The 21163-nt window shown below is 58.7% G+C and carries 23 protein-coding genes; 9 read left to right on the top strand and 14 right to left on the bottom strand.

The features are described from left to right. The first annotated feature begins 86 nt into the window (after window positions 1–86). The 4 genes from N7U68_RS08765 (at window position 87) to folD (ending at window position 3953) form a co-directional block, all read left to right on the top strand. Window positions 87–692 (top strand): MOSC domain-containing protein, encoded by a 606-nt coding sequence (locus tag N7U68_RS08765; protein ID WP_263048865.1) that lies wholly within the window; start codon window positions 87–89, stop codon window positions 690–692. A gap of 164 nt (window positions 693–856) precedes the next feature. Further along, window positions 857–2533 (top strand): formate--tetrahydrofolate ligase, encoded by a 1677-nt coding sequence (locus N7U68_RS08760; protein ID WP_263048864.1) that lies wholly within the window; start codon window positions 857–859, stop codon window positions 2531–2533. After that, complete coding sequence (locus N7U68_RS08755) at window positions 2533–3066, top strand: invasion associated locus B family protein (protein ID WP_263048863.1); 534 nt, start codon at window positions 2533–2535, stop codon at window positions 3064–3066. Before N7U68_RS08760 ends, N7U68_RS08755 begins: the two co-directional genes overlap by 1 nt. Beyond that, the gene (folD, locus tag N7U68_RS08750; RefSeq protein WP_165196338.1) at window positions 3063–3953 is read left to right on the top strand and encodes a bifunctional methylenetetrahydrofolate dehydrogenase/methenyltetrahydrofolate cyclohydrolase FolD; all 891 of its coding nucleotides are present in this window, start codon (window positions 3063–3065) and stop codon (window positions 3951–3953) included. Before N7U68_RS08755 ends, folD begins: the two co-directional genes overlap by 4 nt. A 10-nt stretch (window positions 3954–3963) precedes the next feature. On the opposite strand, the gene N7U68_RS08745 is transcribed toward folD, so the two are convergent. Then, complete coding sequence (locus N7U68_RS08745) at window positions 3964–4386, bottom strand: PaaI family thioesterase (protein WP_263048862.1); 423 nt, start codon at window positions 4384–4386, stop codon at window positions 3964–3966. A gap of 181 nt (window positions 4387–4567) precedes the next feature. Here N7U68_RS08745 and N7U68_RS08740 point away from each other — a divergent pair, with 181 nt between their 5' ends. Beyond that, on the top strand, window positions 4568–5311 hold the full coding sequence (locus N7U68_RS08740; RefSeq protein WP_263048861.1) for a LytTR family DNA-binding domain-containing protein: 744 nt from the start codon (window positions 4568–4570) through the stop codon (window positions 5309–5311). Here the strand turns inward: N7U68_RS08740 and pdeM are convergent. The 4 genes from pdeM to N7U68_RS08720 all read right to left on the bottom strand — a co-directional run bounded on the left by pdeM (window position 5308) and on the right by N7U68_RS08720 (window position 9394). Continuing rightward, window positions 5308–5970 (bottom strand): ligase-associated DNA damage response endonuclease PdeM, encoded by a 663-nt coding sequence (gene pdeM, locus N7U68_RS08735; RefSeq protein WP_263048860.1) that lies wholly within the window; start codon window positions 5968–5970, stop codon window positions 5308–5310. The two genes, N7U68_RS08740 and pdeM, sit on opposite strands and share 4 nt — an antisense overlap. Window positions 5971–6009: 39 nt before the next feature. Then, window positions 6010–6732, bottom strand: a complete 723-nt coding sequence (locus N7U68_RS08730) for a BglII/BstYI family type II restriction endonuclease (protein WP_206295706.1) — start codon at window positions 6730–6732, stop codon at window positions 6010–6012. 3 nt (window positions 6733–6735) lie between these two features. Then, window positions 6736–7368 carry an MT-A70 family methyltransferase gene (locus N7U68_RS08725; RefSeq protein ID WP_165196346.1) on the bottom strand — a complete coding sequence of 211 codons (633 nt, stop codon included), beginning with the start codon at window positions 7366–7368 and terminating at the stop codon, window positions 6736–6738. Window positions 7369–7438: 70 nt separating this feature from the next. Beyond that, entirely contained in the window at window positions 7439–9394 is a 1956-nt protein-coding gene (locus N7U68_RS08720) for a DNA gyrase/topoisomerase IV subunit B (RefSeq protein WP_165196348.1), read from the bottom strand. A gap of 217 nt (window positions 9395–9611) precedes the next feature. Between N7U68_RS08720 and N7U68_RS08715 the strand changes: the two genes are divergently transcribed. After that, entirely contained in the window at window positions 9612–10343 is a 732-nt protein-coding gene (locus N7U68_RS08715; protein WP_263048859.1) for a redoxin domain-containing protein, read from the top strand. Window positions 10344–10411: 68 nt separating this feature from the next. On the opposite strand, the gene N7U68_RS08710 is transcribed toward N7U68_RS08715, so the two are convergent. The 3 genes from N7U68_RS08710 to N7U68_RS08700 are packed head-to-tail and all read right to left on the bottom strand — an operon-like array spanning window position 10412 to window position 12404. Next, the gene (locus tag N7U68_RS08710) at window positions 10412–11344 is read right to left on the bottom strand and encodes a glucokinase (RefSeq protein WP_263048858.1); all 933 of its coding nucleotides are present in this window, start codon (window positions 11342–11344) and stop codon (window positions 10412–10414) included. Then, a complete protein-coding gene (locus N7U68_RS08705) occupies window positions 11337–12110 on the bottom strand; it encodes an aldolase/citrate lyase family protein (protein ID WP_263048857.1) in 774 nt (257 codons plus the stop codon). Before N7U68_RS08705 ends, N7U68_RS08710 begins: the two co-directional genes overlap by 8 nt. A gap of 15 nt (window positions 12111–12125) precedes the next feature. Then, a complete protein-coding gene (locus N7U68_RS08700; RefSeq protein ID WP_165196356.1) occupies window positions 12126–12404 on the bottom strand; it encodes a hypothetical protein in 279 nt (92 codons plus the stop codon). Window positions 12405–12596: 192 nt separating this feature from the next. On the opposite strand from N7U68_RS08700, the gene N7U68_RS08695 reads away from it, so the two are divergent. Continuing rightward, the gene (locus tag N7U68_RS08695; RefSeq protein ID WP_263048856.1) at window positions 12597–13472 is read left to right on the top strand and encodes a DMT family transporter; all 876 of its coding nucleotides are present in this window, start codon (window positions 12597–12599) and stop codon (window positions 13470–13472) included. Here the strand turns inward: N7U68_RS08695 and N7U68_RS08690 are convergent. The 4 genes from N7U68_RS08690 to dnaK all read right to left on the bottom strand — a co-directional run bounded on the left by N7U68_RS08690 (window position 13462) and on the right by dnaK (window position 18356). After that, window positions 13462–14271: a division plane positioning ATPase MipZ gene (locus N7U68_RS08690; protein ID WP_263048855.1), complete on the bottom strand. Its 810-nt coding sequence runs from the start codon at window positions 14269–14271 to the stop codon at window positions 13462–13464. The two genes, N7U68_RS08695 and N7U68_RS08690, sit on opposite strands and share 11 nt — an antisense overlap. Before the next feature lie 99 nt (window positions 14272–14370). After that, a complete protein-coding gene (locus N7U68_RS08685) occupies window positions 14371–15162 on the bottom strand; it encodes a hypothetical protein (RefSeq protein ID WP_263048854.1) in 792 nt (263 codons plus the stop codon). 57 nt (window positions 15163–15219) lie between these two features. Further along, window positions 15220–16368 (bottom strand): molecular chaperone DnaJ, encoded by a 1149-nt coding sequence (dnaJ, locus tag N7U68_RS08680; protein ID WP_263048853.1) that lies wholly within the window; start codon window positions 16366–16368, stop codon window positions 15220–15222. A 74-nt stretch (window positions 16369–16442) separates the two neighbouring features. Next, window positions 16443–18356, bottom strand: a complete 1914-nt coding sequence (dnaK, locus tag N7U68_RS08675; RefSeq protein ID WP_165196366.1) for a molecular chaperone DnaK — start codon at window positions 18354–18356, stop codon at window positions 16443–16445. Window positions 18357–18573: 217 nt separating this feature from the next. Between dnaK and N7U68_RS08670 the strand changes: the two genes are divergently transcribed. After that, window positions 18574–19182, top strand: coding sequence for an alpha-ketoglutarate-dependent dioxygenase AlkB family protein (locus N7U68_RS08670; protein WP_263048852.1), 609 nt, complete (start codon window positions 18574–18576; stop codon window positions 19180–19182). A gap of 26 nt (window positions 19183–19208) precedes the next feature. After that, window positions 19209–19535, top strand: a complete 327-nt coding sequence (locus tag N7U68_RS08665) for a DUF4377 domain-containing protein (protein ID WP_263048851.1) — start codon at window positions 19209–19211, stop codon at window positions 19533–19535. A gap of 91 nt (window positions 19536–19626) precedes the next feature. Here the strand turns inward: N7U68_RS08665 and N7U68_RS08660 are convergent, their stop codons facing one another. Together N7U68_RS08660 and mscL are read right to left on the bottom strand one after the other, a co-directional pair. Then, window positions 19627–20433, bottom strand: a complete 807-nt coding sequence (locus N7U68_RS08660) for a mechanosensitive ion channel family protein (RefSeq protein WP_165196372.1) — start codon at window positions 20431–20433, stop codon at window positions 19627–19629. Window positions 20434–20549: 116 nt separating this feature from the next. Then, window positions 20550–20963: a large conductance mechanosensitive channel protein MscL gene (mscL, locus tag N7U68_RS08655; RefSeq protein ID WP_165196374.1), complete on the bottom strand. Its 414-nt coding sequence runs from the start codon at window positions 20961–20963 to the stop codon at window positions 20550–20552. Window positions 20964–21163 lie beyond the last annotated feature (200 nt).

Raw genomic sequence — 21163 nt, 5'->3', positions numbered from 1 at the left:
GATGTGTTCACGGATTGCGGTTTGACAGCATAGCCCCGCAACCGCGAGAGTGCGTGGCAACCCTAGCTGGATACGGAGCCGCCCTCATGCCTGCCCTCAAACCCACAGACTATACCGCCGTCGTTACATGGCTCGGTTGTGTGAATGATCGTGAGACCAGTCTGCGCGCTGTGGCCCGCGAGGCCGTTCAACTGACCTATGCGGGCGTTCCCGGTGAATCTCATGGTGGATTGACGCGCCCGGCGTGCAGCCGCGTCAGCGCGCAGCACGCCGAGGGCACCGAGATTCGCAACGAGCGACAGCTGTCAATCCTATCGGCAGAAGAACTGGCATTGGTGGCGGCGGATATGGGGCTGGATGCGTTAAACCCAAGTTGGCTGGGCGCGTCCCTCGTGATCAAAGGTATCCCGGATTTCACCTATGTTCCACCCGGCTCACGACTGCAAGGACCAGACGGGGTGACATTGGTGATCGATATGGAAAATCGGCCCTGCATCTATCCCGGGAAGGTGATCGAGGAGGAACGGCCCGGATTTGGCCGCGCGTTTCTGTCTGCGGCCAAGAACCGGCGCGGGGTGACCGGCTGGGTTCAGCGCGAGGGATCGTTGCGGATTGGTGATACGCTTCGCCTGCATACGCCGGATCAACGGGCATGGCAGCCAGAGATGAAAGCGTTGCAGGCTGCGGGCTGATACCACGCCCAATATGTGACAATCCGAGTTTCCGATCCGAAACTTTGCCTGCGTCCCGAGACGCATCACACGTCGGAAATGTCGGATTCACTTGCCGTATACCGTGGCCGACAAGCTATCACCGTCCAAGATTTATTGTGGCCGCCGCCTCGGGGAGAGATATCATGGGCTATAAAACCGACATCGAAATCGCACGCGAAGCCAAAAAGAAACCGATTCAGGAAATCGGTGACAAGTTGGGCATCCCGACAGAGCATCTGCTGCCCTACGGCCATGACAAGGCCAAGGTAAGCCAAGAATTCATCAACTCGGTTCAGAGCAATAAATCGGGCAAGCTGATTCTCGTGACAGCGATCAATCCGACACCCGCCGGTGAGGGTAAAACAACCACGACCGTGGGTCTTGGCGATGGTCTGAACCGCATTGGCAAGAAGGCCGCGGTCTGCATCCGCGAGGCATCGCTCGGCCCGAACTTCGGGATGAAGGGCGGCGCGGCCGGCGGTGGCTACGCTCAGGTCGTGCCGATGGAGGACATGAACCTGCACTTCACGGGCGATTTCCACGCGATTACATCGGCCCACAGCCTGCTGAGCGCAATGATCGACAACCATATCTACTGGGGCAATGATCTGGGCATCGACACCCGTCGTGTCGTCTGGCGGCGCGTCGTGGACATGAATGACCGTTCGCTGCGTCAGATCACATCGTCGTTGGGTGGCGTATCCAACGGCTTCGCCCGCGAAGACGGGTTTGACATCACCGTGGCGTCCGAGGTCATGGCGATCCTGTGCCTTGCCAGTGGCCTGAAAGATTTGGAAAAACGTCTGGGTGACATGATCGTGGCGTATCGTCGTGACCGCAGCCCGGTCTTCTGCCGCGACATTCAGGCCGAAGGCGCAATGACCGTTCTGCTAAAGGACGCAATGCAGCCGAACCTAGTGCAAACGCTGGAAAACAACCCTGCATTCGTACATGGCGGGCCATTCGCTAACATCGCGCATGGCTGCAATTCTGTCACTGCGACGACGACAGCGCTGAAGATTGCTGATTACGTTGTGACCGAGGCGGGCTTTGGTGCTGACCTCGGCGCTGAGAAATTTATGAACATCAAATGCCGTAAGGCGGGCCTCGCACCCGATTGCGTGGTGCTGGTGGCCACGGTGCGCGCAATGAAGATGAATGGCGGCGTCGCCAAGGCCGATCTGGGCGCAGAGAATGTCGATGCAGTCAAAGATGGTTGTGCCAACCTTGGGCGCCATATTGGCAACCTCAAATCCTTTGGTGTGCCGGTGGTGGTTGCGATCAACCACTTTGTCACTGATACCGATGCAGAAGTGCAGGCGGTCAAGGATTACGTGGAAACCCAAGGGTCAGAAGCCATCCTCAGCCGCCACTGGGAACTGGGCAGCGAAGGGTCAGAAGCATTGGCCACCCGCGTTGCCGAGATTGCCGATAGCGGTCGTTCGCAATTCTCGCCGATCTATCCTGACGACATGAGCCTTTGGGACAAGATCAACCGCATCGCCAAGTCGATCTATCACGCTGACGAGGTTTTGGCCGACAGCAAGGTGCGCGACCAGCTGAAACTGTGGGAAGAGCAAGGATATGGCAAGCTGCCAATCTGTATGGCGAAAACGCAGTACAGCTTCTCTACCGACCCGACGCTGCGCGGCGCTCCAACTGGCCATTCTGTTCCGATCCGCGAAGTGCGCCTGAGCGCCGGAGCCGGGTTCGTCGTTGTGGTCTGTGGTGAAATAATGACCATGCCGGGCCTGCCACGCGCGCCGGCGGCAGAATCGATCCGCCTGAACGACGAGGGTGCGATCGAAGGGCTGTTCTGATGTTCAGAATTGCCGTGGCAATGATCTTTGCCTCTGCCATCCCAGCGATGGCAGAGGATTGGTTTGCGCTGACGCCAGAACAAAGCACCTATTTCTCGGCGGATTGGACCGGCACCTGCCAAGAGGTAGAACCCTATGCCTGCACGGCGGTCGCCACCATCGGAGCGCGTGACGACGCAGGCCCGGGCCAAATAAACCTCTTGTGGCAACCATGGGGCGACGAAGGTTACTCATTTACCTTTTTTGCAACAAATGCACCCGATCAGATTACCGGACAACAGTCGATGACGATAGACGACGCGGTTATCGCCGTGCCTGAAAGCGATTACTTTGCTATTTGGGATCAACCCGACGGTGCGGTTCGAATGATTTCGATCGGCGAGCCGATTGTCGTGGATGTACTCGTGGAACAGATGCAATCTGGGCAAACGTTGGTCTGGGATTGGGGCACAGGACAATTGACCGTACCCTTGGCGGGCTTCGCCGAGACGTTTGACGCGGTCACTGATTATCGGAAGGAATTAGGCCAATGACGGCACAGATTATCGATGGCAAAGCCTTTGCCGCTAATGTCCGCGAAAAAGTGGCGGGCCATGTCGCACGCTTGAAGGAAGAGCATGGGATTACCCCCGGCCTCGCCGTGGTTCTGGTCGGCGAAGATCCGGCCAGCCAGGTCTATGTACGTTCCAAGGGCAAACAGACCGTTGAGGTCGGGATGAAGTCGGTCGAACACAAACTGGACGCGGAAACTTCGGAATCCGACCTTCTAGCGTTGATTGATCAGCTGAACAATGATGACGAGATTCACGGTATTCTGGTGCAATTGCCGCTGCCAAAGCATCTGGACGAGGATCTGGTGATCAATTCGATCAACCCGGCCAAGGATGTGGACGGGTTTCATATCTCGAATGTCGGGCTATTGAGCACAGGCCAGAAGAGTATGGTGCCCTGCACGCCTTTGGGGTGTCTGATGATGCTGCGCGACCATCACGGCAACCTCAGCGGGCTGGATGCCGTTGTGATCGGACGCAGTAACATCGTGGGCAAGCCGATGGCGCAGCTTTTGCTGGGTGACAGCTGCACCGTGACCATCGCCCACAGCCGTACCAAGGATATCGAAGACGTGGTGCGCCGCGCCGATATCGTCGTTGCGGCTGTCGGTCGCCCCGAGATGGTGCCGGGCGATTGGATCAAGCCGGGTGCAACTGTGATTGACGTGGGCATCAACCGGATCGAGCGCGACGGTAAGAACAAGCTGGTGGGTGACGTGGACTATGCCAGTGTCAGTGGTGTCGCGGGGGCCATTACCCCAGTGCCGGGCGGCGTCGGTCCGATGACCATTGCCTGTCTGCTGGCCAATACGGTGACGGCCTGTGCGCGCGCCAATGGTCTGGCAGAGCCCGAAGGGCTGACCGCCTGACAGGTTTGAACTATGCGATCGGCACGGGAATCATTGTGCCGGTCAGCAACGCGATATGCACCTCTTGCGCGCCTGTGCGTGCGTAGACATCGGCCTGCACGATCACGAGCCGCCGCCCCGGCTTGATCACCCGCCCTTTTGCCACCAGCAGATCGCCTTTTGCGGGTGCCAGCAGATGAATTTTCATCTCCGAGGTCAAAACTTCGTGATCGTCGGGCATGATACTGAGCGCCGCATAACCCGCTGCACTGTCCCCTATGGCAAAGGTCAGACCGGCATGGGCGAAGCCGTGCTGTTGTAGGCTGCCGGGCAGGATCGGGGCCTCGATCTGCACGGTCCCCTTTGAAATATGGGTAATCTGTGCGCCGAGTGTTTCCATCATTGCCTGTGCGGCAAAGCTGCGTTGGATTTTCTGCTCTGTCTCCGGGGACATATCGGGCACCTTTCCCATGTTACGCAGCGTCATTTTCGCGTTTGTGGAAACTATCAACCAATCGTGGAATGGTTGGTCAAGCTGCAATGACCGTGAGTATACTTACGCGAGAGAATAAAACCGGAATAGAATGCAACTCCCTCCGAAATTGAAATCGGTTCTGTCGGAAACCGTAGAAAAATTGACCTCACCGCTGACGTTGTTTGTTTGGGCGGCGGGGTGGTTGATTGGATCGGTTGCTGGTCCGTTCGGAACGTTCGAGAGCATGCCGATTGGAGTACGGACTTTTTTTTGGTTGGTGATCGTCACGAGCGCGGTCCTGATCGGATATACGGCACGGGCGATTGCAGCGATTGCAGTCGAGTATGATCGACCTTGGTTGTTCGATCTTGTGGCCATCGGGGTAACTGTCTTGGTCTTTTCCCCCGTGGTGCTGATTGTCGGAGCCGGTATCGAGACACAATACGGCGCGCCCGTGCCGTCGTTGCCGCGCATCGCACTTTATGTGTTGGTCATCGCCGGGCCGATCTTTGCCTTGCGGAGGTTGATTCCAGGGTTCGAACGGCAGCGCCACAGCACAGTGCCGAAACCTAAAGAAACCCCGCCCCAGCCGCGCCTGATGCGCCGCTTGCCGACCGAATTGCATGGCGACCTGATCCGCCTCTCGGCCAACGGGCATTTCACCGAAGTGACGACGTCACGCGGCACCATGACCCTACGTCTGCGTCTGTCCGACGCCATTGCAGAGACGGACCCCGTTCGCGGGCATTGCACGCATCGGTCGCATTGGGTAGCAGAGGCAGCGATCCAAGACGTAAAGCGCGAAACCCCGCACAAGGTGGTATTGGTGCTGGCCAACGAGGAAACCGTGCCTGTCAGCCGCAAATATCGACCAGAGCTGGAGGCAGCAGGGCTGATCAGCTAACGCGGCATCGGGATGGCGCGCGCAGAACGACCTGTGAGAACCGCAATCGCCTCTTTGCGCATCAGTGATTGCAGGGCGGTATCGGTGGCGCGCAACCCCCCGGTATAGGTACCATAGGCGGGCAGGATCACCCGGTCACTGTCGATCAGGAACGCCGGGCGCGTCACGCTGCGGCCACGCGCGCGCAGCGTTGCCTTCGGGTGGTAATGCCCCGAGATTTCGCCACTCGCACGCGCCCGTGCGATATGGCGAAACGTCAGCGGCGGGATCGGCAGTTCGGCCAAATGCGTACCCCCAAGATCGAGCGGGCCGGGATCATGGTTGCCCTCGATCCAGACCCAGCGCCGCCCGGCTTGCAGTGTCTTGATCCAAAGAGTGTTATCCTCGCCAAGAGCACCTGCCGCCGCGCTGTCATCGAAACTGTCGCCAAGACAGATGACGGAGGTGGCCTGTGTCGCCTTCAGGTCAGCCTCTAGCCGGGTCAGGGTATCGTACGTTTCGTACGGTGGCAGCGTACGCCCCTCGAGTCGCGCTTGGCGTTCGGATTTTCCCAAGTGGAGGTCAGAGACAACCAGCAGGTTCTGATCCGGCCAATGTAGCGCACCAGAGGGCAGGGCGGCCAGTTGCGCACCGGCGAGGGTGAAAGGGTGGGCGGTCATGTATAGGTTTATGGCGTGGGTTGAATTCGTTTCATTCCCTCAACGGTCTGTGACGCATTCCGGCGTAATTCCGATTGCCAACACGGGGCAACCGCCATTGCGTCCTGCGTCAAGACGATAGAGCAGCTTCCCCATCCACGTTGTCGACGCGCCGTATTTTTTGTAAACATCTTCCATTCCAGTGCTGCCATCTTTTTTCAGAACCTTGCCCATGCTTCGGAAGAACTGATTGTCGAGGCTGCTACCTCGCGTCAGTATTACGCCAATATCAATCGCACCGGCCTCGTAGAACGCTGAAAATGCGTACAGATCACGGTCGTATGTCTGGTCTTTGCTGTTCCATTCGAAATCGAAGGCGACCTTGCCATTCACAAAGTCTATTCTGTGCCCATCGAGGAACCCGGCGCGAGTGTACTCTGACAGAACACGGTTCTTCTGTTTCGCATGTAGGAGCTTGACGTGTAAATCAGCGGTGATGCGGGTTTCGTTCCACTGCTCGTCGAGCAAGGTATCGACATAGAACGCAATATCGCTCTTGCTGCCCCCGGGGCTCTTGATCATCGTGGTTGTGATCTCGAACTTTCTGAGCGCCGAGAGAAGCTGATCATATTGGTCCGGAAAGCTGGATTTCAGAATGCCAGCAGCATTGCGGTAGCTGAACACTTCGTATTTTTCGAGGATGTCCGCAGGAAGGGCCAAATCCAAAACGGAACGGCTGTCTGCGACAATCCCGCTTGATATGCCTTCTTCTGGGCTGTCCACGGATTATTCCGCCGCGACGCCGGAATTGTATTTGTAGGTATCCCAGGTCGGCTTGTAATCGTCATCGGCCTGATTGCCCCAAACGGTCCAGTCCTTGCGTTTGCCACGCCCGAAAAGTTCGAGGTACGGCCCCCAGCTACACGATTCGATAATATCGTATTGCTCGTCGGGTTTGCGCGAATGTTCGCGTTTGCGGGTACCAAAGAGATTGACCTGCCGACGACCGGGGGCAAGGGTGCGAGCGTTTTTGCCCCGAACGCCAAAGAGCAGAATTTCGGTTACGTTACGAAAATAGAAACCAACGCCCCGCCCGTCAGATCCGCCGTCCTTGCGCACCTTGTGCCAGATGATGTTGGATTTGTATTGAAACCCCCACGCCGATAAAACAGCGAGCCCATCAGGCAAAAGGGCATTGGGTACCCAGAGATAGCAATGTGCGGTGTCCTCGACGTGATCGGCGACCGGCAACGCACAGATATCGTCCAGGTTCATGGTTGGATAGCGCGATAGTCGCTTGTGCTCGGGCGCAACTTTACCCGTCCGATTCGTGAATCGCCAAGGCGGATCGGCCATGATGGTCGCAAATTTTTGGCTATCCAGAAACTCGCTTAGATCTTGTGAAGCTTCGTGTGCCATATCTGCTTTCATACCGGTGTCCCGCATGTAGAACAAATTCGGAGCATTAGATCAACATATAGTTAATCCCTCAAACGTCCAACTCCTCCACGAACCTCGCGTTCTCCTGAATGTACTGGAACCGCAGTTCGGGTTTTTTACCCATCAGACGTTCGACCAGATCGCCGGTCTCGCCCGGTTCGTCCTCGTCGATCGTCACCCGGATCAGTTTCCGTGACTTGGGGTCCATAGTTGTTTCTTTCAGGTCTTTCGCATCCATCTCGCCCAGACCTTTGAACCGGCTGACGTCGATCTTGCCCTTGCCGCCGATGCCCTTTTCCAGCCAGACATCGCGCTCTGCCTCGTCCGTGCAATACACCCGCTTTGCCCCTTGGCTCAGCCGGTACAGGGGCGGACAGGCCAGATAGAGGTGCCCGGCGTCGATCATTGGCCGCATCTGGGTAAAGAAGAACGTCATCAAGAGGGACGCGATATGCGCACCGTCCACGTCGGCGTCAGTCATAATGATGATCTTGTCGTAGCGCAGATCGTCCAAGTTGAACCTACTGCCCAGCCCCACACCCAGCGCTTGTGTCAGGTCGCTGATTTCGGCGTTGGTGCCCAGCTTGGACGACGCCGCGCCCAGTACGTTCAGGATTTTGCCGCGCAGGGGCAGCAGCGCCTGATTGACCCGGTTGCGTGCCATCTTGGCGGATCCACCGGCGCTGTCGCCCTCGACGATGAACAGTTCGGTGCCGTCGCGGGTGTTGGAGGAACAATCGACCAGTTTGCCGGGTAGGCGCAGTTTCTTGGTCGCGGTCTTGCGTTGGGTTTCTTTTTCCTGCCGGCGGCGCAGGCGCTCTTCGGCGCGCAGCACGAGGAAATCGAGGATCGCACCAGCGGATTTCGTGTCCGCCGCCAGCCAGTTGTCAAAGTGATCGCGCACTGAATTTTCGACCATGCGCTGCGCCTCGACGGTGGCCAGCCGATCCTTGGTCTGGCCGACGAATTCCGGTTCGCGGATAAAGCACGACACCAGCGCGCCCGCGCCGGTCGTCAGGTCCTCGCGGGTAATGGTCGCGGCTTTCTTGTTGCTGACCAACTCACCATAGGCCTTGATGCCCTTGAGGATCGCGGCCCAGAACCCGGCCTCGTGCGTGCCGCCCTCGGGCGTGGGGACAGTGTTGCAATAGGACTGGATGAATCCGTCGCGCGCGGGGGTCCAATTGATTGCCCATTCGACCTTGCCCGGCACCTTGAACTTGTCAAAGCTGACGGTGCCTGCAAACGGACTGTCCGCATAGGTGGTGGCCCCGCCCATCGCCTCGGTCAGGTAATCGGACAGACCGCCGGGAAAATGGAATGTTGCCTGCTGTGGTGTTTCGCCATCGTTGATGGCGGTTTTCCAGCGGATTTCGACACCAGAAAACAGATACGCCTTGGACCGCGCCATCTTGAACAGGCGAGCGGGCTTCAGCTTGAGCGAGCCAAAGATTTCGGCGTCGGGATGGAACGTGACCGCTGTGCCGCGCCGATTGGGGGCTGCGCCGATCTTGGTCAGCTTACCTTGGGGGATGCCGCGCGAGAACTCCATCGCAAAGAGTTCCTTGTTGCGTGCAACCTCAACGCGCAGATGATCCGACAGCGCATTGACGACGGATGAGCCGACGCCATGCAGCCCGCCGGAGGTCTGATAGCTGTCACCAGAGAATTTTCCACCCGCGTTCAGCGTGCAAAAGATGATTTCGAGTGCCGATTTCTCAGGATCCTTGGGGTGCGGTCCTGTGGGGATGCCGCGACCGTTGTCGCGCACCGAAACATGCCCGTTTTCGTGCAGCTCGACCTCGATCCACGTCGCATGGCCTGCCACGGCCTCGTCCATTGAGTTATCGATGATTTCAGCAACCATATGGTGCAGGGCCCGATCATCCTTGCCGCCGATATACATGCCGGGGCGCAGGCGCACATGCTCCATATCCTCCAGAACCTGAATCGAGGAGGCGTCGTAGTCGCTTGGATCCGGTTGCGCGGACAGTAGATCGTTCATGTGGCTGCTCATGGCTTTTTTGGTTGGTTTGAGTATGCCAGAGCGCAGGGTCGATTGGCCAGTGGCAAACTGACGTAGGCCAATCGAGAAGATTGTTTCGATTTTTGAACAGAATTGTTTACTTGCCCTAATTTCGCCCCAATGAACGTGTCAAGATGCAACCAATGGGTGCAACGTCTCCCAAAAAATGCAATCGGGTATAAAAGGGGTAGAAATCATGAGTTTGCAGGAACTCTTTATGCCGCAAGACAACACTTCTGATGACGCCAGCAATGTTATCGATCTGCCAAAGAGCTATCGCAAAACAGTAAGCTGGAGTCCAAAACTGGGCGATATCGCACCAAACATCACTTGCCAGTCGACCCACGGGCGTATCGACTTTCACACATGGGCAGAAGGGATGTGGACTGTCGTCTGTAGCTATCCGCTGAAGCGCGCGGGCGTGAGCGATACAGAGCTGGTCGGAATGGAAATGCAGCGCGGAGAATTCGAGGAACGTGGTGCGCAGGTTCTGGGTATCACCCCGTGCGGATTGAACACCAACATCAATTGGCTCGCAGAAGTGGGCGAATTGTTCAACACCTCGATAAAAACGCCGCTTGTATGTGATGAACGCGGTGAAATTTGCAGCGCTATGGGCGCGCAGCACGAAAATGCGCCGTTCGAGCCGACGGTTCGTAAGACGATGATCTTTGATCCCGCCATGCGGCTTCGCTGGGTGTCGGAGTATCCGTCAAATGTGGGGCGCAGCGTCGAAGAGATTCTGCGGGTGCTTGATGCCTTGCAATTGTTTGATACGCAGGAACTGGGGACGCCGATGGACTGGATCGCGGGTGAGCCGGCCATCGTTCCGCCCACCGTCAGCACCGCCACGGCCCGCAAGAAATACGGAGATTCAGTGAACGAAGTGACACCACGGATCAGGACGGTCATTCCGCTGAAAAAATGATACGTCCGGGCGAGTGCCGAAACCGGGTGCTCTACCTGTCGCCTGTCGGGGTGTCTTGGTCGCTGAATTCAAGTGCCCCGTAAAACACGCGCGCAACCCAGCAGCGCGGCACTATCATCCGACACGATATGGACCGGGATGGCTTCCACTATGTGCCGGTAAGGTCCTTTGTCCAAGAAGGCATCGCAAAAGGCTGAGCTCGCGACGAATGGGGCGATGGCACGCGCCAACCCGCCGATCAGGTAAATCCCCCCCATCGGTAGATGTGCCAATGCGATGTCCCCGGTGATTGTGCCAAGAAGCTGCATGTAGTGGTGCAGCGCCTCGGCCTCTGGGCCGGCATGGACACCACGGGCCACGACACTGTCGGTCGTGCTGGCATCCGACCCGCAAGCGCTGGCAATCTGAAGTAAGCCGCGACCGCATAGCGCCGCTTCGATTGGTAGATGCGCTCCATGCCAGCCCAGTACGCGGCTCACCGGGCCGGGCAGGTCAGGCAGAAACGGCAGACGGGTATGGCCCGTCTCAGATGGCGGTACAAACAGGGCGTCGCCCCGCCGGTGAACCGCTGCAATGTTGCACCCGGTCCCGAGACCCAGCACCAGCCGCGTGGTGTCCGGGGTGGCAGCGCGGCCAGCGATCAGGCATTCCACATCATCATCACAGAGATCATCGAGTGCATGGCCCTGAGCCTGTAGATCATTGAGCAGATGTATTTGTTCAATGCCCAGACTGCGTGAGAGGTCAGCGCTGACCAGATGCCAATCGAGATTGGTTAACTGCGCAGTCCCGTCCTGCACCGGGCCTGCGACCCCGGCACAAAGCGCAGCAATCGGACCTGCGTTTTGCTCGCTCAGGTAGGTCTTTGCCAAGGCGGTGAAATCATCCGCCAGAGCATTGCGGTAACTGCGAACAGTGCTTGCCAGAAGAGTTCCGTTGCGGGTCAGGCCAAAGCGGGTGTTGCTGGCCCCCACGTCGGCCAGCAACCAGGTTTCAGTCATCGCTGCGCCAACGGGCCATCAGACCGCGCGCAGCCTGTGCCAGTAGAACGACGTCTATCCCCACCGCCAAAAACTGCGCACCCCAGTCGCGATAGATTTGCGCAGTGTCGTGATCCAGCGCAAGGATTCCCGCAGCCTTGCTTGATGCCGCGATGCGGGACAGTGCATCCTTTATCACACGCCGCACTTCAGGCGCGTTGCTGTCGCCAGCATGGCCCATATCGGCGGCCAGATCCGAGGGACCGATAAAGACGCCATCGACGCCTTCTACGGCCAGAATGTCGTCCAGCGCATCAATGCCTGCCTGCGTCTCAACCTGCACCAGCAGACACATCTGGTCATTGGCAGTGCCGATGTAATCTGGGATTTCCGAGAACCGTGAGGCGCGTGCGAGGGCCGCACCAGAGCCGCGTATTCCCCGTGGGGGATAGCACATGGCGCGGGAGATTTGCTGTGCTTGCTCGGCGCTTTCGACCATCGGGATTAACAGGGTTTGCGCGCCGATATCCAACACCTGCTTGATCATCCATGCCTCGCCCATCGGGAGGCGCACAACGGGGGCGCTGTGGTGTCCTTCGAGCACCTGAAGCTGCGCCATGATCGTGCGCAAGTCGTTTGGCGCGTGCTCGCCGTCGATCACCAGCCAGTCGAAACCGGCTGTGGCCAGCATTTCGGTTGGGTACGGATCGGCGAAACCGGCCCAGCAGCCATATTGTGTTTCACCACGGGAAAGCGCAGCTTTAAAACGGTTTTCGGGGGCGGGCATTACGGCTCCTTGGGGTCAGGTGGGCGGGTTCAGCATCATTTGCCCGCTGATTGCGGCGAACATCAACAAAGTCAGGATCAGTAGGCGGCGTCGATCGCGGCGATATTCGGGCTCGGTCAGAAAATCGCGGAAACTGGTTAGCTGCTCGATAGGTGTGGGCCACATCGCGCCACGTGCATCCGCACGCGCCCGTGCAGCCTGAAACAGGCGCGAAAGACCGCGAAACATCTGCATGGCCCAGATCGCAAATATCAGCCCGGTGAGAGCAAACCAGAAGATTGACAGGGCAGGCATCGGACCTCCGGAAAGGCAGAGAGATGAGTACGACTGTATCAGGTAAATTTTGGGGCGAAAGGACGCGCGATCCTGTTTGCGACATAATTTGCCAAGGATCACACGCGACCTGAGAGCCTGCCGGTCTGATCATGGTATCCGCCGGGCGACTGAGGGCTTTACATCGTCGCGGCTATGGCCAAACTCCGGCGAATGAACGAGCACCTCAAGGGCATATTGATTACGACGCTCGGCGTTCTGATGGTTGTACCTGACAGCCTGTTTGTACGGCTGATCGAGGCTGATCCGTTCACCATAATTTTCTGGCGCAGTGCCGTGGCAGGGGCGCTGATCGCTCTGGGAGTACTTATTTTTCAAGGAGTTGGAGCGTTTCGTGCTGCGGCACGAACCGGTTGGCCGGGGTTGATCTATACCGTGCTGATGGGCAGTACCGCACCGGGGTTCGTGTTCGCGGTCAGTCTGACGAGCGTCGCGAATGTGGTCTTTATCTTTGCCTCGATCCCGATCTTTTCCGCAGTGATGAGTCGCATTTTTCTGGGCGAACCAATTCAGCGCCGCATGGTGCTAACGATGATTCCGGTGCTCTTTGGTCTTGGCCTGATCGCTTATGGATCGCACGAGAGTCAGATTTCCTCGTGGAAGGGCGATTTGGTGGCGGTGCTGGTTTCGGTGGCTTTTGCGGGGGCGTTGACGGCGGTGCGCAAGGTCAAGGCAACCTCGATGATCCCGGCCATTCCGGTTGCTTATCTCGGCACGGCTGTTGCGATGTTGTTTTTTACCGATCCCGGCGCAGCGATATCGGGGCAATGGCATTTGTTCGTGCCGCACGGGATGTTCATCGCGCTCTCAAGTCCGCTGCTGACGTTGGGGCCGCGCTATATCAGTTCTGCCGAAGTGTCGCTGCTGATACTGCTGGAATCTGTGTTAGCACCGCTGCTGGTGTGGGCGGTGATCGGAGAGGATCCCGGCCGCTGGGCGATCATAGGCGGAGGCGTGGTCATCGGGGCGCTGTTTGTGTCCAATATCGTGGCGCTGCGCCGAAGGCGGGCACGCATGATCAGAAGTTGACGTCGACTCCAGGTAGCTTCAGCGCCTTCATCAAATCACGCAACTCTTGTCGGGCGGCGACGTTCGAGATGTTGAGCTGTTTGACGCCCACGTCCTTGAGGTCGAGCAGGGTCAATCCGCGCGGGAATAATTCGCGGAAAATCACCCGCTCGTTAAAGCCGGGGGCGATGCGAAAGCCGATCCGCTTGGCAAGGTTGTCGAGTGCCGCGCCCATCTTCTTCTTGTTGACCATTTGCTGTGCGCCCAAACGGTTACGCACCACGATCCAGTCGATCGGCTTTAGCCCGGCCTGCGCGCGCAGTTGTCGCGCGTTCCAGACCATTTCTGAGTAGACGGATGGTTTGAGAACCTTGGTCGCCTCGGCATCGACATGCGCGAGCAGGTCAAAATCAACGAAGCTGTCGTTCAGTGGCGTGATCAGCGTATCGGCCAGACTGTGCGCCACTTGGCTGAGACGTGTGTGTGAGCCGGGGCAATCAATCACGATGAAATCGCTGTCAGGCTCCAACTGGGCTACAGCTTCGGAAAGGCGGCGGTCATAGACGTTTTCGCCGGGTTTGAGGTTCGACTGATCGACTTCGGGCAAGTCGTGGTAATGCGGGCTGGGCAGGTCAAGCCCAGATTTCTGGATGAATGCCTGACGGTTGTCGACATATCGGCCAAACGTCTTTTGCCGCAGATCGAGGTCAAGCGCGCTGATCTGATGGCCCATCCGCGCCAGTGCGGTCGCCACATGCATCGACACGGTCGATTTTCCCGCGCCACCCTTTTCGTTCCCGACGACAATGATATGCGCCATATCCCGCACCCCTTATGCTGCGCCGTCATCTGCGGCGCTTGGGGCGCACAGTATCCTGCGCCGCAGCATTTGGGAAGGGCGGCAGGGACAAGACGCGCGTCAGCGGAGGTTTTTCGACGCGGCAAACTGCGCCTCGAACCACGGCAGTTGTGTCGCGCCGTGAAAGCGGTTTTCGGTCTCGCCAAAGAGGTAAGCCGGTTTGTCGATCCCGAGGGCACTTACCATGTAGTCGAGCGCCCGATATAGACCGCGCTGCGCCACGGCGGCATCGCGCAGGGCAGCGGCGCTGGGCGCGGTATCAAGCAATGCGGCGATGCAGGCAAAATTGGCGGTCTCGGTCGCGACCCATTCTGTGAAAAGCGTGATCAGCGGCGGGGCAGGTGAGGGTCTGACGCCTGTGGTCAGCCAGACGCAGCTGCCGGCCTCGGGCCCGGCGGTGACGATGGCAAGTTCGGTCTCGCAGCCCGCGTTCAGGATCACGGCAAGGCCGGTCAGAGCATGGTCCGGGACACTCCAATCATCCTCGGCGCTGAAGATATAGTCGATATCGGGATGGTCGTCCGCTGCACCCTCTCCCGGATCGCGCGCTCTGGCCAACTCCATCAGCGTGGTGCCGCTGCGGAACGGATCGGCAGGGCGGTGCAGGCGGATCAGATGTGGCGGGCGCAGGCCGTAGTGCGGCCCCACCCCGGCGGTTCCGAGGGTTTGATACGCTGCCCGCAGCGGTACGGGCATGGCGCAGCGTTGCGTGGCCTCCCATGCCGCGATGGCATCATCGGACAGCGATGGGCCGATCCGGTAGCGGTGTTGCCGTGCGCCAAAGACCTGAAACGTCCGGTCCATCCGGGCAAGTGCCTCGATGCCATCCCTGATGTCCGACCATGAGTGCAAGGCGTTCACTCCGAAAGAAAACGGGCCGGTCAGCGATGTGACCGGCCCGTGATTTGATCAGCTTTTCATGCTGTCCCAGAAGGATTTCACCGACGAGAAGAAGCTTTTGCTTTCGGGGTTGTTGTCCTCGGACAGCGCCTCGAATTCGCGCAGCAGTTCTTTTTGCTTCGACGTCAGGTTCACCGGTGTCTCTACCGCCAGTTCTATGAACATATCCCCCGACCCGCCACCGCGCAGGGCTGGCATGCCCTTGTTGCGCAGGCGCATCTGGCGGCCCGATTGGCTGCCTGCCGGAATTTTGACCCGGCTGCGGCCACCGTCGATGGTGGGCACTTCGATATCGCCACCCAGCGCCGCTGTGGCAACGGACACGGGCACGTTGCAAAAGAGATTGACCTCTTCGCGCTCAAAGAGCTTGTGCTTGGCCACCTCGATGAAGATGTAGAGATCGCCCGGAGGGCCGCCGCGCATACCGGCTTCACCTTCGCCAGACAGACGGATGCGTGTGCCGGTCTCTACCCCTGCGGGGATGTTCACGCTGAGCGCGCGATCCTTTTCGACCCGGCCTTGGCCACCGCAGGTCTTGCATGGGTTCTTGATGATCTGTCCCATGCCCGAACACGTGGGGCAACCCCGTTCAACGGTAAAGAAACCCTGCTGAGCGCGCACTTTGCCCATGCCCGAACAGGTCGGGCAAGTGGTCGGTTCCGCACCGCCTTCGGCCCCGGAACCGTCGCAAGACCCGCAAGCGATGGACGTCGGCACGTTGATCGTCTTTTGCAGTCCGGAAAATGCCTCTTCCAGTGCGACACGCATGTTGTAGCGCAGGTCAGAGCCGCGTGCGGCACGTCGTCCTCCGCCGCCACCGCGTGCGCCCATAAAATCGCCGAACAGATCGTCGAACACGTCTGAGAAGGCTGACGAGAAATCACCATGAGCGCCGCCGGCACCACCGGGGCGCTGGCCGCCGCCCATGCCGCCCTCAAAGGCAGCGTGGCCGAACCGATCATAAGCGGCTTTCTTCTCGGCATCTTTCAGGACGTCATACGCCTCGCCCGCTTCCTTGAACTGTTTCTCGGAGTCGGGATTATCCTTGTTGCGGTCGGGATGTAGCGCCTTGGCCTTTTGCCGGTAGGCTTTCTTGATCTCGTCCGCCGAGGCACCTTTGGAAATGCCGAGTACGTCGTAATAGTCACGTTTGGCCATTCGAGAACTCCTTTCCTCGAACCGTTCGGGGGCCGGGCACTGGGCCCGACCCCCGTTTGGGTTCTACGAGGCGCTTAGCCGCGTTTGTTATCGTCAAGGTCCTCGAAGTCGGCGTCGACGATATCGTCATCGCCCGGTCCGGTGGCCTCATCGGCAGCGGTCGGTCCGTCTTCGGCCTCTTCGGCGCTGGCCTTGTAGATCGCCTCGCCCAGTTTCATCGCAGCTTCGGTTACGTTCTGGATGCCCGACTTGATCTTGGCCGTATTGTCGGTTTCCAGTTCGTCCTTGAGTGCGACAATGGCCAGCTCGATCGCTTCGATGGTGGTCGGATCCACTTTGTCGGAATGCTCTTCCATCGACTTCTCGGTCGAGTTGATCAGGCTTTCGGCCTGATTCTTGGCCTCGACCAGTTCACGGCGTTCCTTGTCGGCCTCGGCATTCTCCTCGGCGTCGCGAACCATCTGTTCGATGTCCTCATCGCTAAGGCCACCCGATGCCTGAATGGTGATCTTGTGCTCTTTGCCGGTGCCCTTGTCTTTGGCCTGAACCGACACGATGCCGTTGGCGTCGATGTCAAAGGTCACTTCGATCTGTGGCATGCCGCGTGGTGCGGGCGGGATGTTCTCCAGATTGAACTGGCCGAGCATCTTGTTGTCCGCAGCCATTTCACGCTCGCCCTGGAACACCCGGATCGTCACGGCGTTCTGGTTGTCCTCGGCGGTTGAGAAGACCTGACCCTTGTTGGTCGGGATCGTGGTGTTGCGATCGATCAGACGGGTGAACACACCACCCAGCGTTTCGATTCCCAAGCTCAGCGGAGTCACGTCAAGCAGGACCACATCCTTGACGTCGCCTTGCAGAACGCCAGCCTGAATGGCGGCACCCATCGCCACGACCTCATCCGGGTTCACACCCTTGTGCGGCTCTTTGCCAAAGAATTTCGTGACCTCTTCGATCACCTTCGGCATCCGGGTCATCCCGCCGACCAGAACGACTTCGTCGATCTCGTTGGCTGACATGCCCGCGTCCTTGAGCGCCGCTTGGCAGGGTTTGATCGACGCCTTGATCAGATCGTTCACGAGGCTTTCCAGCTTGGCGCGGGTCAGTTTCATGACCATGTGCAGCGGCGAGCCATCCGACCCCATCGAAATGAAGGGTTGGTTAATCTCGGTCTGGCTGGAGGAGCTGAGTTCGATCTTGGCTTTTTCCGCGGCCTCTTTCAGACGCTGCAGGGCCATCTTGTCCTTGGTCAGATCGACGCCGTGTTCCTTTTTGAACGCATCGGCCAGATAGTTGACGATGCGCATGTCGAAATCTTCACCGCCGAGGAACGTGTCGCCGTTGGTCGATTTCACTTCGAAGAGGCCATCGTCGATTTCCAGAATGGTCACGTCGAACGTACCGCCGCCAAGGTCATAGACCGCGATGGTGTGCGTTTCCTGCTTGTCCAGACCATAGGCCAGCGCAGCCGCTGTCGGCTCGTTGATGATGCGCAGCACTTCGAGACCGGCGATTTTGCCAGCATCTTTGGTCGCCTGACGCTGGGCGTCGTTGAAATAGGCAGGCACAGTGATGACGGCTTGGGTCACGTCCTCGCCCAGATAGCTCTCTGCGGTTTCTTTCATCTTGCCGAGGATGAATGCCGAAATCTGGCTGGGCGAGTATTTCTCGCCGCGTGCTTCGACCCATGCGTCGCCATTGCCACCATCGATGACGTTGAACGGCATGTTTTTCTTGTCTTTGGCCAGATACGGATCGTCCGCACGGCGACCGATCAGACGTTTGACACCAAAGACGGTGTTTTCGGGGTTGGTCACGGCCTGCCGTTTTGCAGGCTGACCGACGAGGCGTTCGCTCTCGGTGAAGGCGACGATCGACGGCGTTGTGCGCGCGCCTTCGGCGTTCTCGATGACTCGTGCTTGGCTGCCATCCATGATGGCGATGCAGCTATTTGTGGTTCCGAGGTCAATACCAATGACTTTGGACATATTTTATCCCTTTCTCTTCAGGCGATGATGCGAGGCCCGACCCGTTACGGCATCCCGGCCCCGATGGTTATGAGATCCGCCTGCGCTGGTGCTGGCGGCGCTTCGTGGCGTATATAGGGAGCGCACCTGCGCCCTGCAAGCGTCGTGGCAGGGGGGATATGATAGATTTGCACTAAAATCGGGCAGAGCGTGCGAATTCAGAGCGGGAGGCATTCAAATGACGGCACCAGAGCTTGATCTGCGCGGCTTTCGTATTCTGCCGGGGCTGCTGGATCGCGCGGCGCAAGAGGCGATGGTCAAAGCGTTGCGCGAAGTGGTGCAGGCTGCGCCGGTTTTCTCGCCGCAAACGCCATATGGCAAGCCGATGACCGTGCGGATGACGTCGGCCGGGCGTTATGGTTGGGTGGCGGATCGCAGTGGGTATCGCTACGCAGAGCGGCACCCCGAAGGCATGGCGTGGCCGCCGATCCCCGATCATGTGCTGGCGCTATGGCGTGATCTGGTGAGCGTCGAGCGCGATCCGGATTGCTGTTTGATCAATTATTATGGCGAAGGCGCGCGCATGGGCATGCATCAGGACCGGGACGAGGCCGATTTCAGCTGGCCCGTTCTGTCGGTCTCGCTGGGCGACGAAGGGCTGCTGCGGATCGGCAACAGGACACGTGGGGGCCGATCGGAATCGATCTGGCTGCGTTCGGGGGATGTGGTCGTGATGGGCGGAGATGCGCGATTGACCTATCACGGGGTGGACCGGATCAAGTTTGCCAGCAGCACGCTCTTGCCGCAGGGTGGTCGGATCAATCTGACGCTGCGCGTTGTCGACTAAGCGCAGTCGTGGGGGGAGGCGAAAGGATGATGAAGTATATTCTGGCGAGCGTCACAATGCCGTTTCTGGCTGGCTGCGTGCCTGCGGACACGCCACCAAGCGTGATCCAGACGGTTACGGTCGGGCCTGAAACGGTCGATTGCGTCGGGGTCGCGCCGCAAACCTGCCTGATCGTCGATGGCAGCTATTTCTACGATCCGATCAAGGGGTTCACGCATCGACCCGGCGTCACCTCTGTGTTGGAGATCGAGCGGCAGTCGGTTTGTGGGGCAGAAACGGGCACCACATGTCCTGCGGATGCAAGCAGCTATCAATATGTCCTGCGGCGGGTGGTGTCACAGACGCCGCGATAGGCCGCGTCACGGCGCGCGGTTGGTCGGTGCACAGTTGCAAACCAGCGAGAGCAATGATGCTCTCGCGGGTCTTTGGTCTGTCGGCCCTGCGTCAGTCCTCTTTGGCCACATTCACCTGATGCGGATAGGGGATCGAGATGCCGCCCTTGTCAAACGCCTCTTTGATCTGCTTGGTCAGTCCGAATTTCAGATCCCAGTATTCGGCAGCATCGCACCAGAGGCGCGCAGTGATATCAACCGAACTGTCCCCGAGGTTTGTCACCCGCACCCAAGGTTCGGGGTCGGTGTGAATGCGGCCGTCAGCGCGAGCCCGATCCAGAATGATCTGCATCGCGGTGTCGGCGTCATCATCGTAGTCGATGCCAAAGGTCAGATCGAGGCGTCGTGTCTTGTGGTGAGAATAGTTGGTGATCACGGACCCCCATGCCTGACCGTTGGGGACGATGACCTGCACATTGTCGGGTGTGGTCAGCTCCGTAAAGAACAGCGTCACCTCAGTCACGGTGCCGCCAGTGCCGCCGATATCCACGTATTGTCCCTGTTTGTAAGGCTGAAAAATCACCAGCATGATCCCCGCTGCCAGATCCGACAACGTCCCCTGAAGCGCCATCCCGATAGCCAGTGTCGCGGCGCCCATCACCGCCACGAGGCTAGTGGCTTCGATCCCGAACAGGCCCAATACGGCCATCAGCACCATCAGGCGGATAACCCACGTCACAATCGTGGCGGCAAAATTACCGAGCATATTGTCAATGCGTTCGTGGCTGTTGACCTGCCGACGGACAAAACGCCCGATAAATCCGGCAACGATCCAGCCGATCACGAGGACGATCAGCGCTTTGATGGCATTGATCACCAGCGGACCATACAGTGCCGCTTCTTCAAAGAATTCTTCCATTGGTTCGTTATGTCCCTTCAGTTTTTATCGTTGCGCCACGCGACGGCGCGTTGCACCTGCAACGCATGAAAAAGGTCCGAGGTTCCCCCGGACCTTTAGAAACGATGGTCGTGGCGTTACTTTTTCAGAGAATCGCGGATTTCTTTCAGGATATCCAGCTCGGACGGGCCGGGTGCGGGGGCTGGTGCGGCCTCTTCTTCCTTGCGCTTGACGCTGTTCACGGCCTTGACCAGCATGAACACGACAAAGGCGATGATCAGGAAATTGATCACGGCCATGATGAACCGCCCGATGGCAAAGACCGCCGCGCCGGCCTCTTCGGCCTCGGCCAGAGTTGCGTATTCGCCGCTGCCCAGAACAAAGAACAGTTCAGTAAAATCGACGCCTCCCATGAACAGACCGATGATCGGATTGATCAGATCGGCCACGAGCGAGCTGACGATCGCGGTAAAGGCTGCGCCGATGATAATGCCGACGGCCATGTCCATGACGTTGCCCTTGGCAATGAAGTCTTTGAATTCTTTAATCATATCTGTCCCTTTATAGCGTTTCGCGTTTCCTGTCCTCGCTGCGATTCGGCGCGCGGATGCCTATATTTTGCACGAAATCATGTGGGGACACATGGGAATGCACATGAGATTTTCCCGCTCCGCAGTTGATTGCGCCAACGCGGACGCCTCTGCAACTCTCCGGCAGCCCTCAGAGCGGTCGTTTTTGCGCAGTCTCATGT

The organism is Roseovarius pelagicus, from assembly GCF_025639885.1.
GTDB classification, from domain to species: domain Bacteria; phylum Pseudomonadota; class Alphaproteobacteria; order Rhodobacterales; family Rhodobacteraceae; genus Roseovarius; species Roseovarius pelagicus.
The sequence above is the reverse complement of the archived record's forward strand: the minus strand, read 5'-3'. Positions and strand labels throughout refer to the sequence as shown.

What these genes read in the sequence shown, in the direction of transcription:
- N7U68_RS08765 (WP_263048865.1), top strand. Translation starts at nt 87, where the DNA reads ATGCCTGCCCTCAAACCCACAGACTATACCGCCGTCGTTACATGGCTC.
- dnaK (WP_165196366.1), bottom strand. Translation starts at nt 18,356, where the DNA reads ATGTCCAAAGTCATTGGTATTGACCTCGGAACCACAAATAGCTGCATC.
- N7U68_RS08690 (WP_263048855.1), bottom strand. Translation starts at nt 14,271, where the DNA reads ATGGCGCATATCATTGTCGTCGGGAACGAAAAGGGTGGCGCGGGAAAA.
- N7U68_RS08760 (WP_263048864.1), top strand. Translation starts at nt 857, where the DNA reads ATGGGCTATAAAACCGACATCGAAATCGCACGCGAAGCCAAAAAGAAA.
- N7U68_RS08725 (WP_165196346.1), bottom strand. Translation starts at nt 7,368, where the DNA reads ATGGCACACGAAGCTTCACAAGATCTAAGCGAGTTTCTGGATAGCCAA.
- pdeM (WP_263048860.1), bottom strand. Translation starts at nt 5,970, where the DNA reads ATGACCGCCCACCCTTTCACCCTCGCCGGTGCGCAACTGGCCGCCCTG.
- N7U68_RS08670 (WP_263048852.1), top strand. Translation starts at nt 18,574, where the DNA reads ATGACGGCACCAGAGCTTGATCTGCGCGGCTTTCGTATTCTGCCGGGG.
- N7U68_RS08695 (WP_263048856.1), top strand. Translation starts at nt 12,597, where the DNA reads ATGAACGAGCACCTCAAGGGCATATTGATTACGACGCTCGGCGTTCTG.
- folD (WP_165196338.1), top strand. Translation starts at nt 3,063, where the DNA reads ATGACGGCACAGATTATCGATGGCAAAGCCTTTGCCGCTAATGTCCGC.
- N7U68_RS08755 (WP_263048863.1), top strand. Translation starts at nt 2,533, where the DNA reads ATGTTCAGAATTGCCGTGGCAATGATCTTTGCCTCTGCCATCCCAGCG.
- dnaJ (WP_263048853.1), bottom strand. Translation starts at nt 16,368, where the DNA reads ATGGCCAAACGTGACTATTACGACGTACTCGGCATTTCCAAAGGTGCC.
- N7U68_RS08710 (WP_263048858.1), bottom strand. Translation starts at nt 11,344, where the DNA reads ATGACTGAAACCTGGTTGCTGGCCGACGTGGGGGCCAGCAACACCCGC.
- N7U68_RS08700 (WP_165196356.1), bottom strand. Translation starts at nt 12,404, where the DNA reads ATGCCTGCCCTGTCAATCTTCTGGTTTGCTCTCACCGGGCTGATATTT.
- N7U68_RS08665 (WP_263048851.1), top strand. Translation starts at nt 19,209, where the DNA reads ATGATGAAGTATATTCTGGCGAGCGTCACAATGCCGTTTCTGGCTGGC.
- N7U68_RS08745 (WP_263048862.1), bottom strand. Translation starts at nt 4,386, where the DNA reads ATGTCCCCGGAGACAGAGCAGAAAATCCAACGCAGCTTTGCCGCACAG.
- N7U68_RS08715 (WP_263048859.1), top strand. Translation starts at nt 9,612, where the DNA reads ATGAGTTTGCAGGAACTCTTTATGCCGCAAGACAACACTTCTGATGAC.
- N7U68_RS08660 (WP_165196372.1), bottom strand. Translation starts at nt 20,433, where the DNA reads ATGGAAGAATTCTTTGAAGAAGCGGCACTGTATGGTCCGCTGGTGATC.
- mscL (WP_165196374.1), bottom strand. Translation starts at nt 20,963, where the DNA reads ATGATTAAAGAATTCAAAGACTTCATTGCCAAGGGCAACGTCATGGAC.
- N7U68_RS08720 (WP_165196348.1), bottom strand. Translation starts at nt 9,394, where the DNA reads ATGAACGATCTACTGTCCGCGCAACCGGATCCAAGCGACTACGACGCC.
- N7U68_RS08705 (WP_263048857.1), bottom strand. Translation starts at nt 12,110, where the DNA reads ATGCCCGCCCCCGAAAACCGTTTTAAAGCTGCGCTTTCCCGTGGTGAA.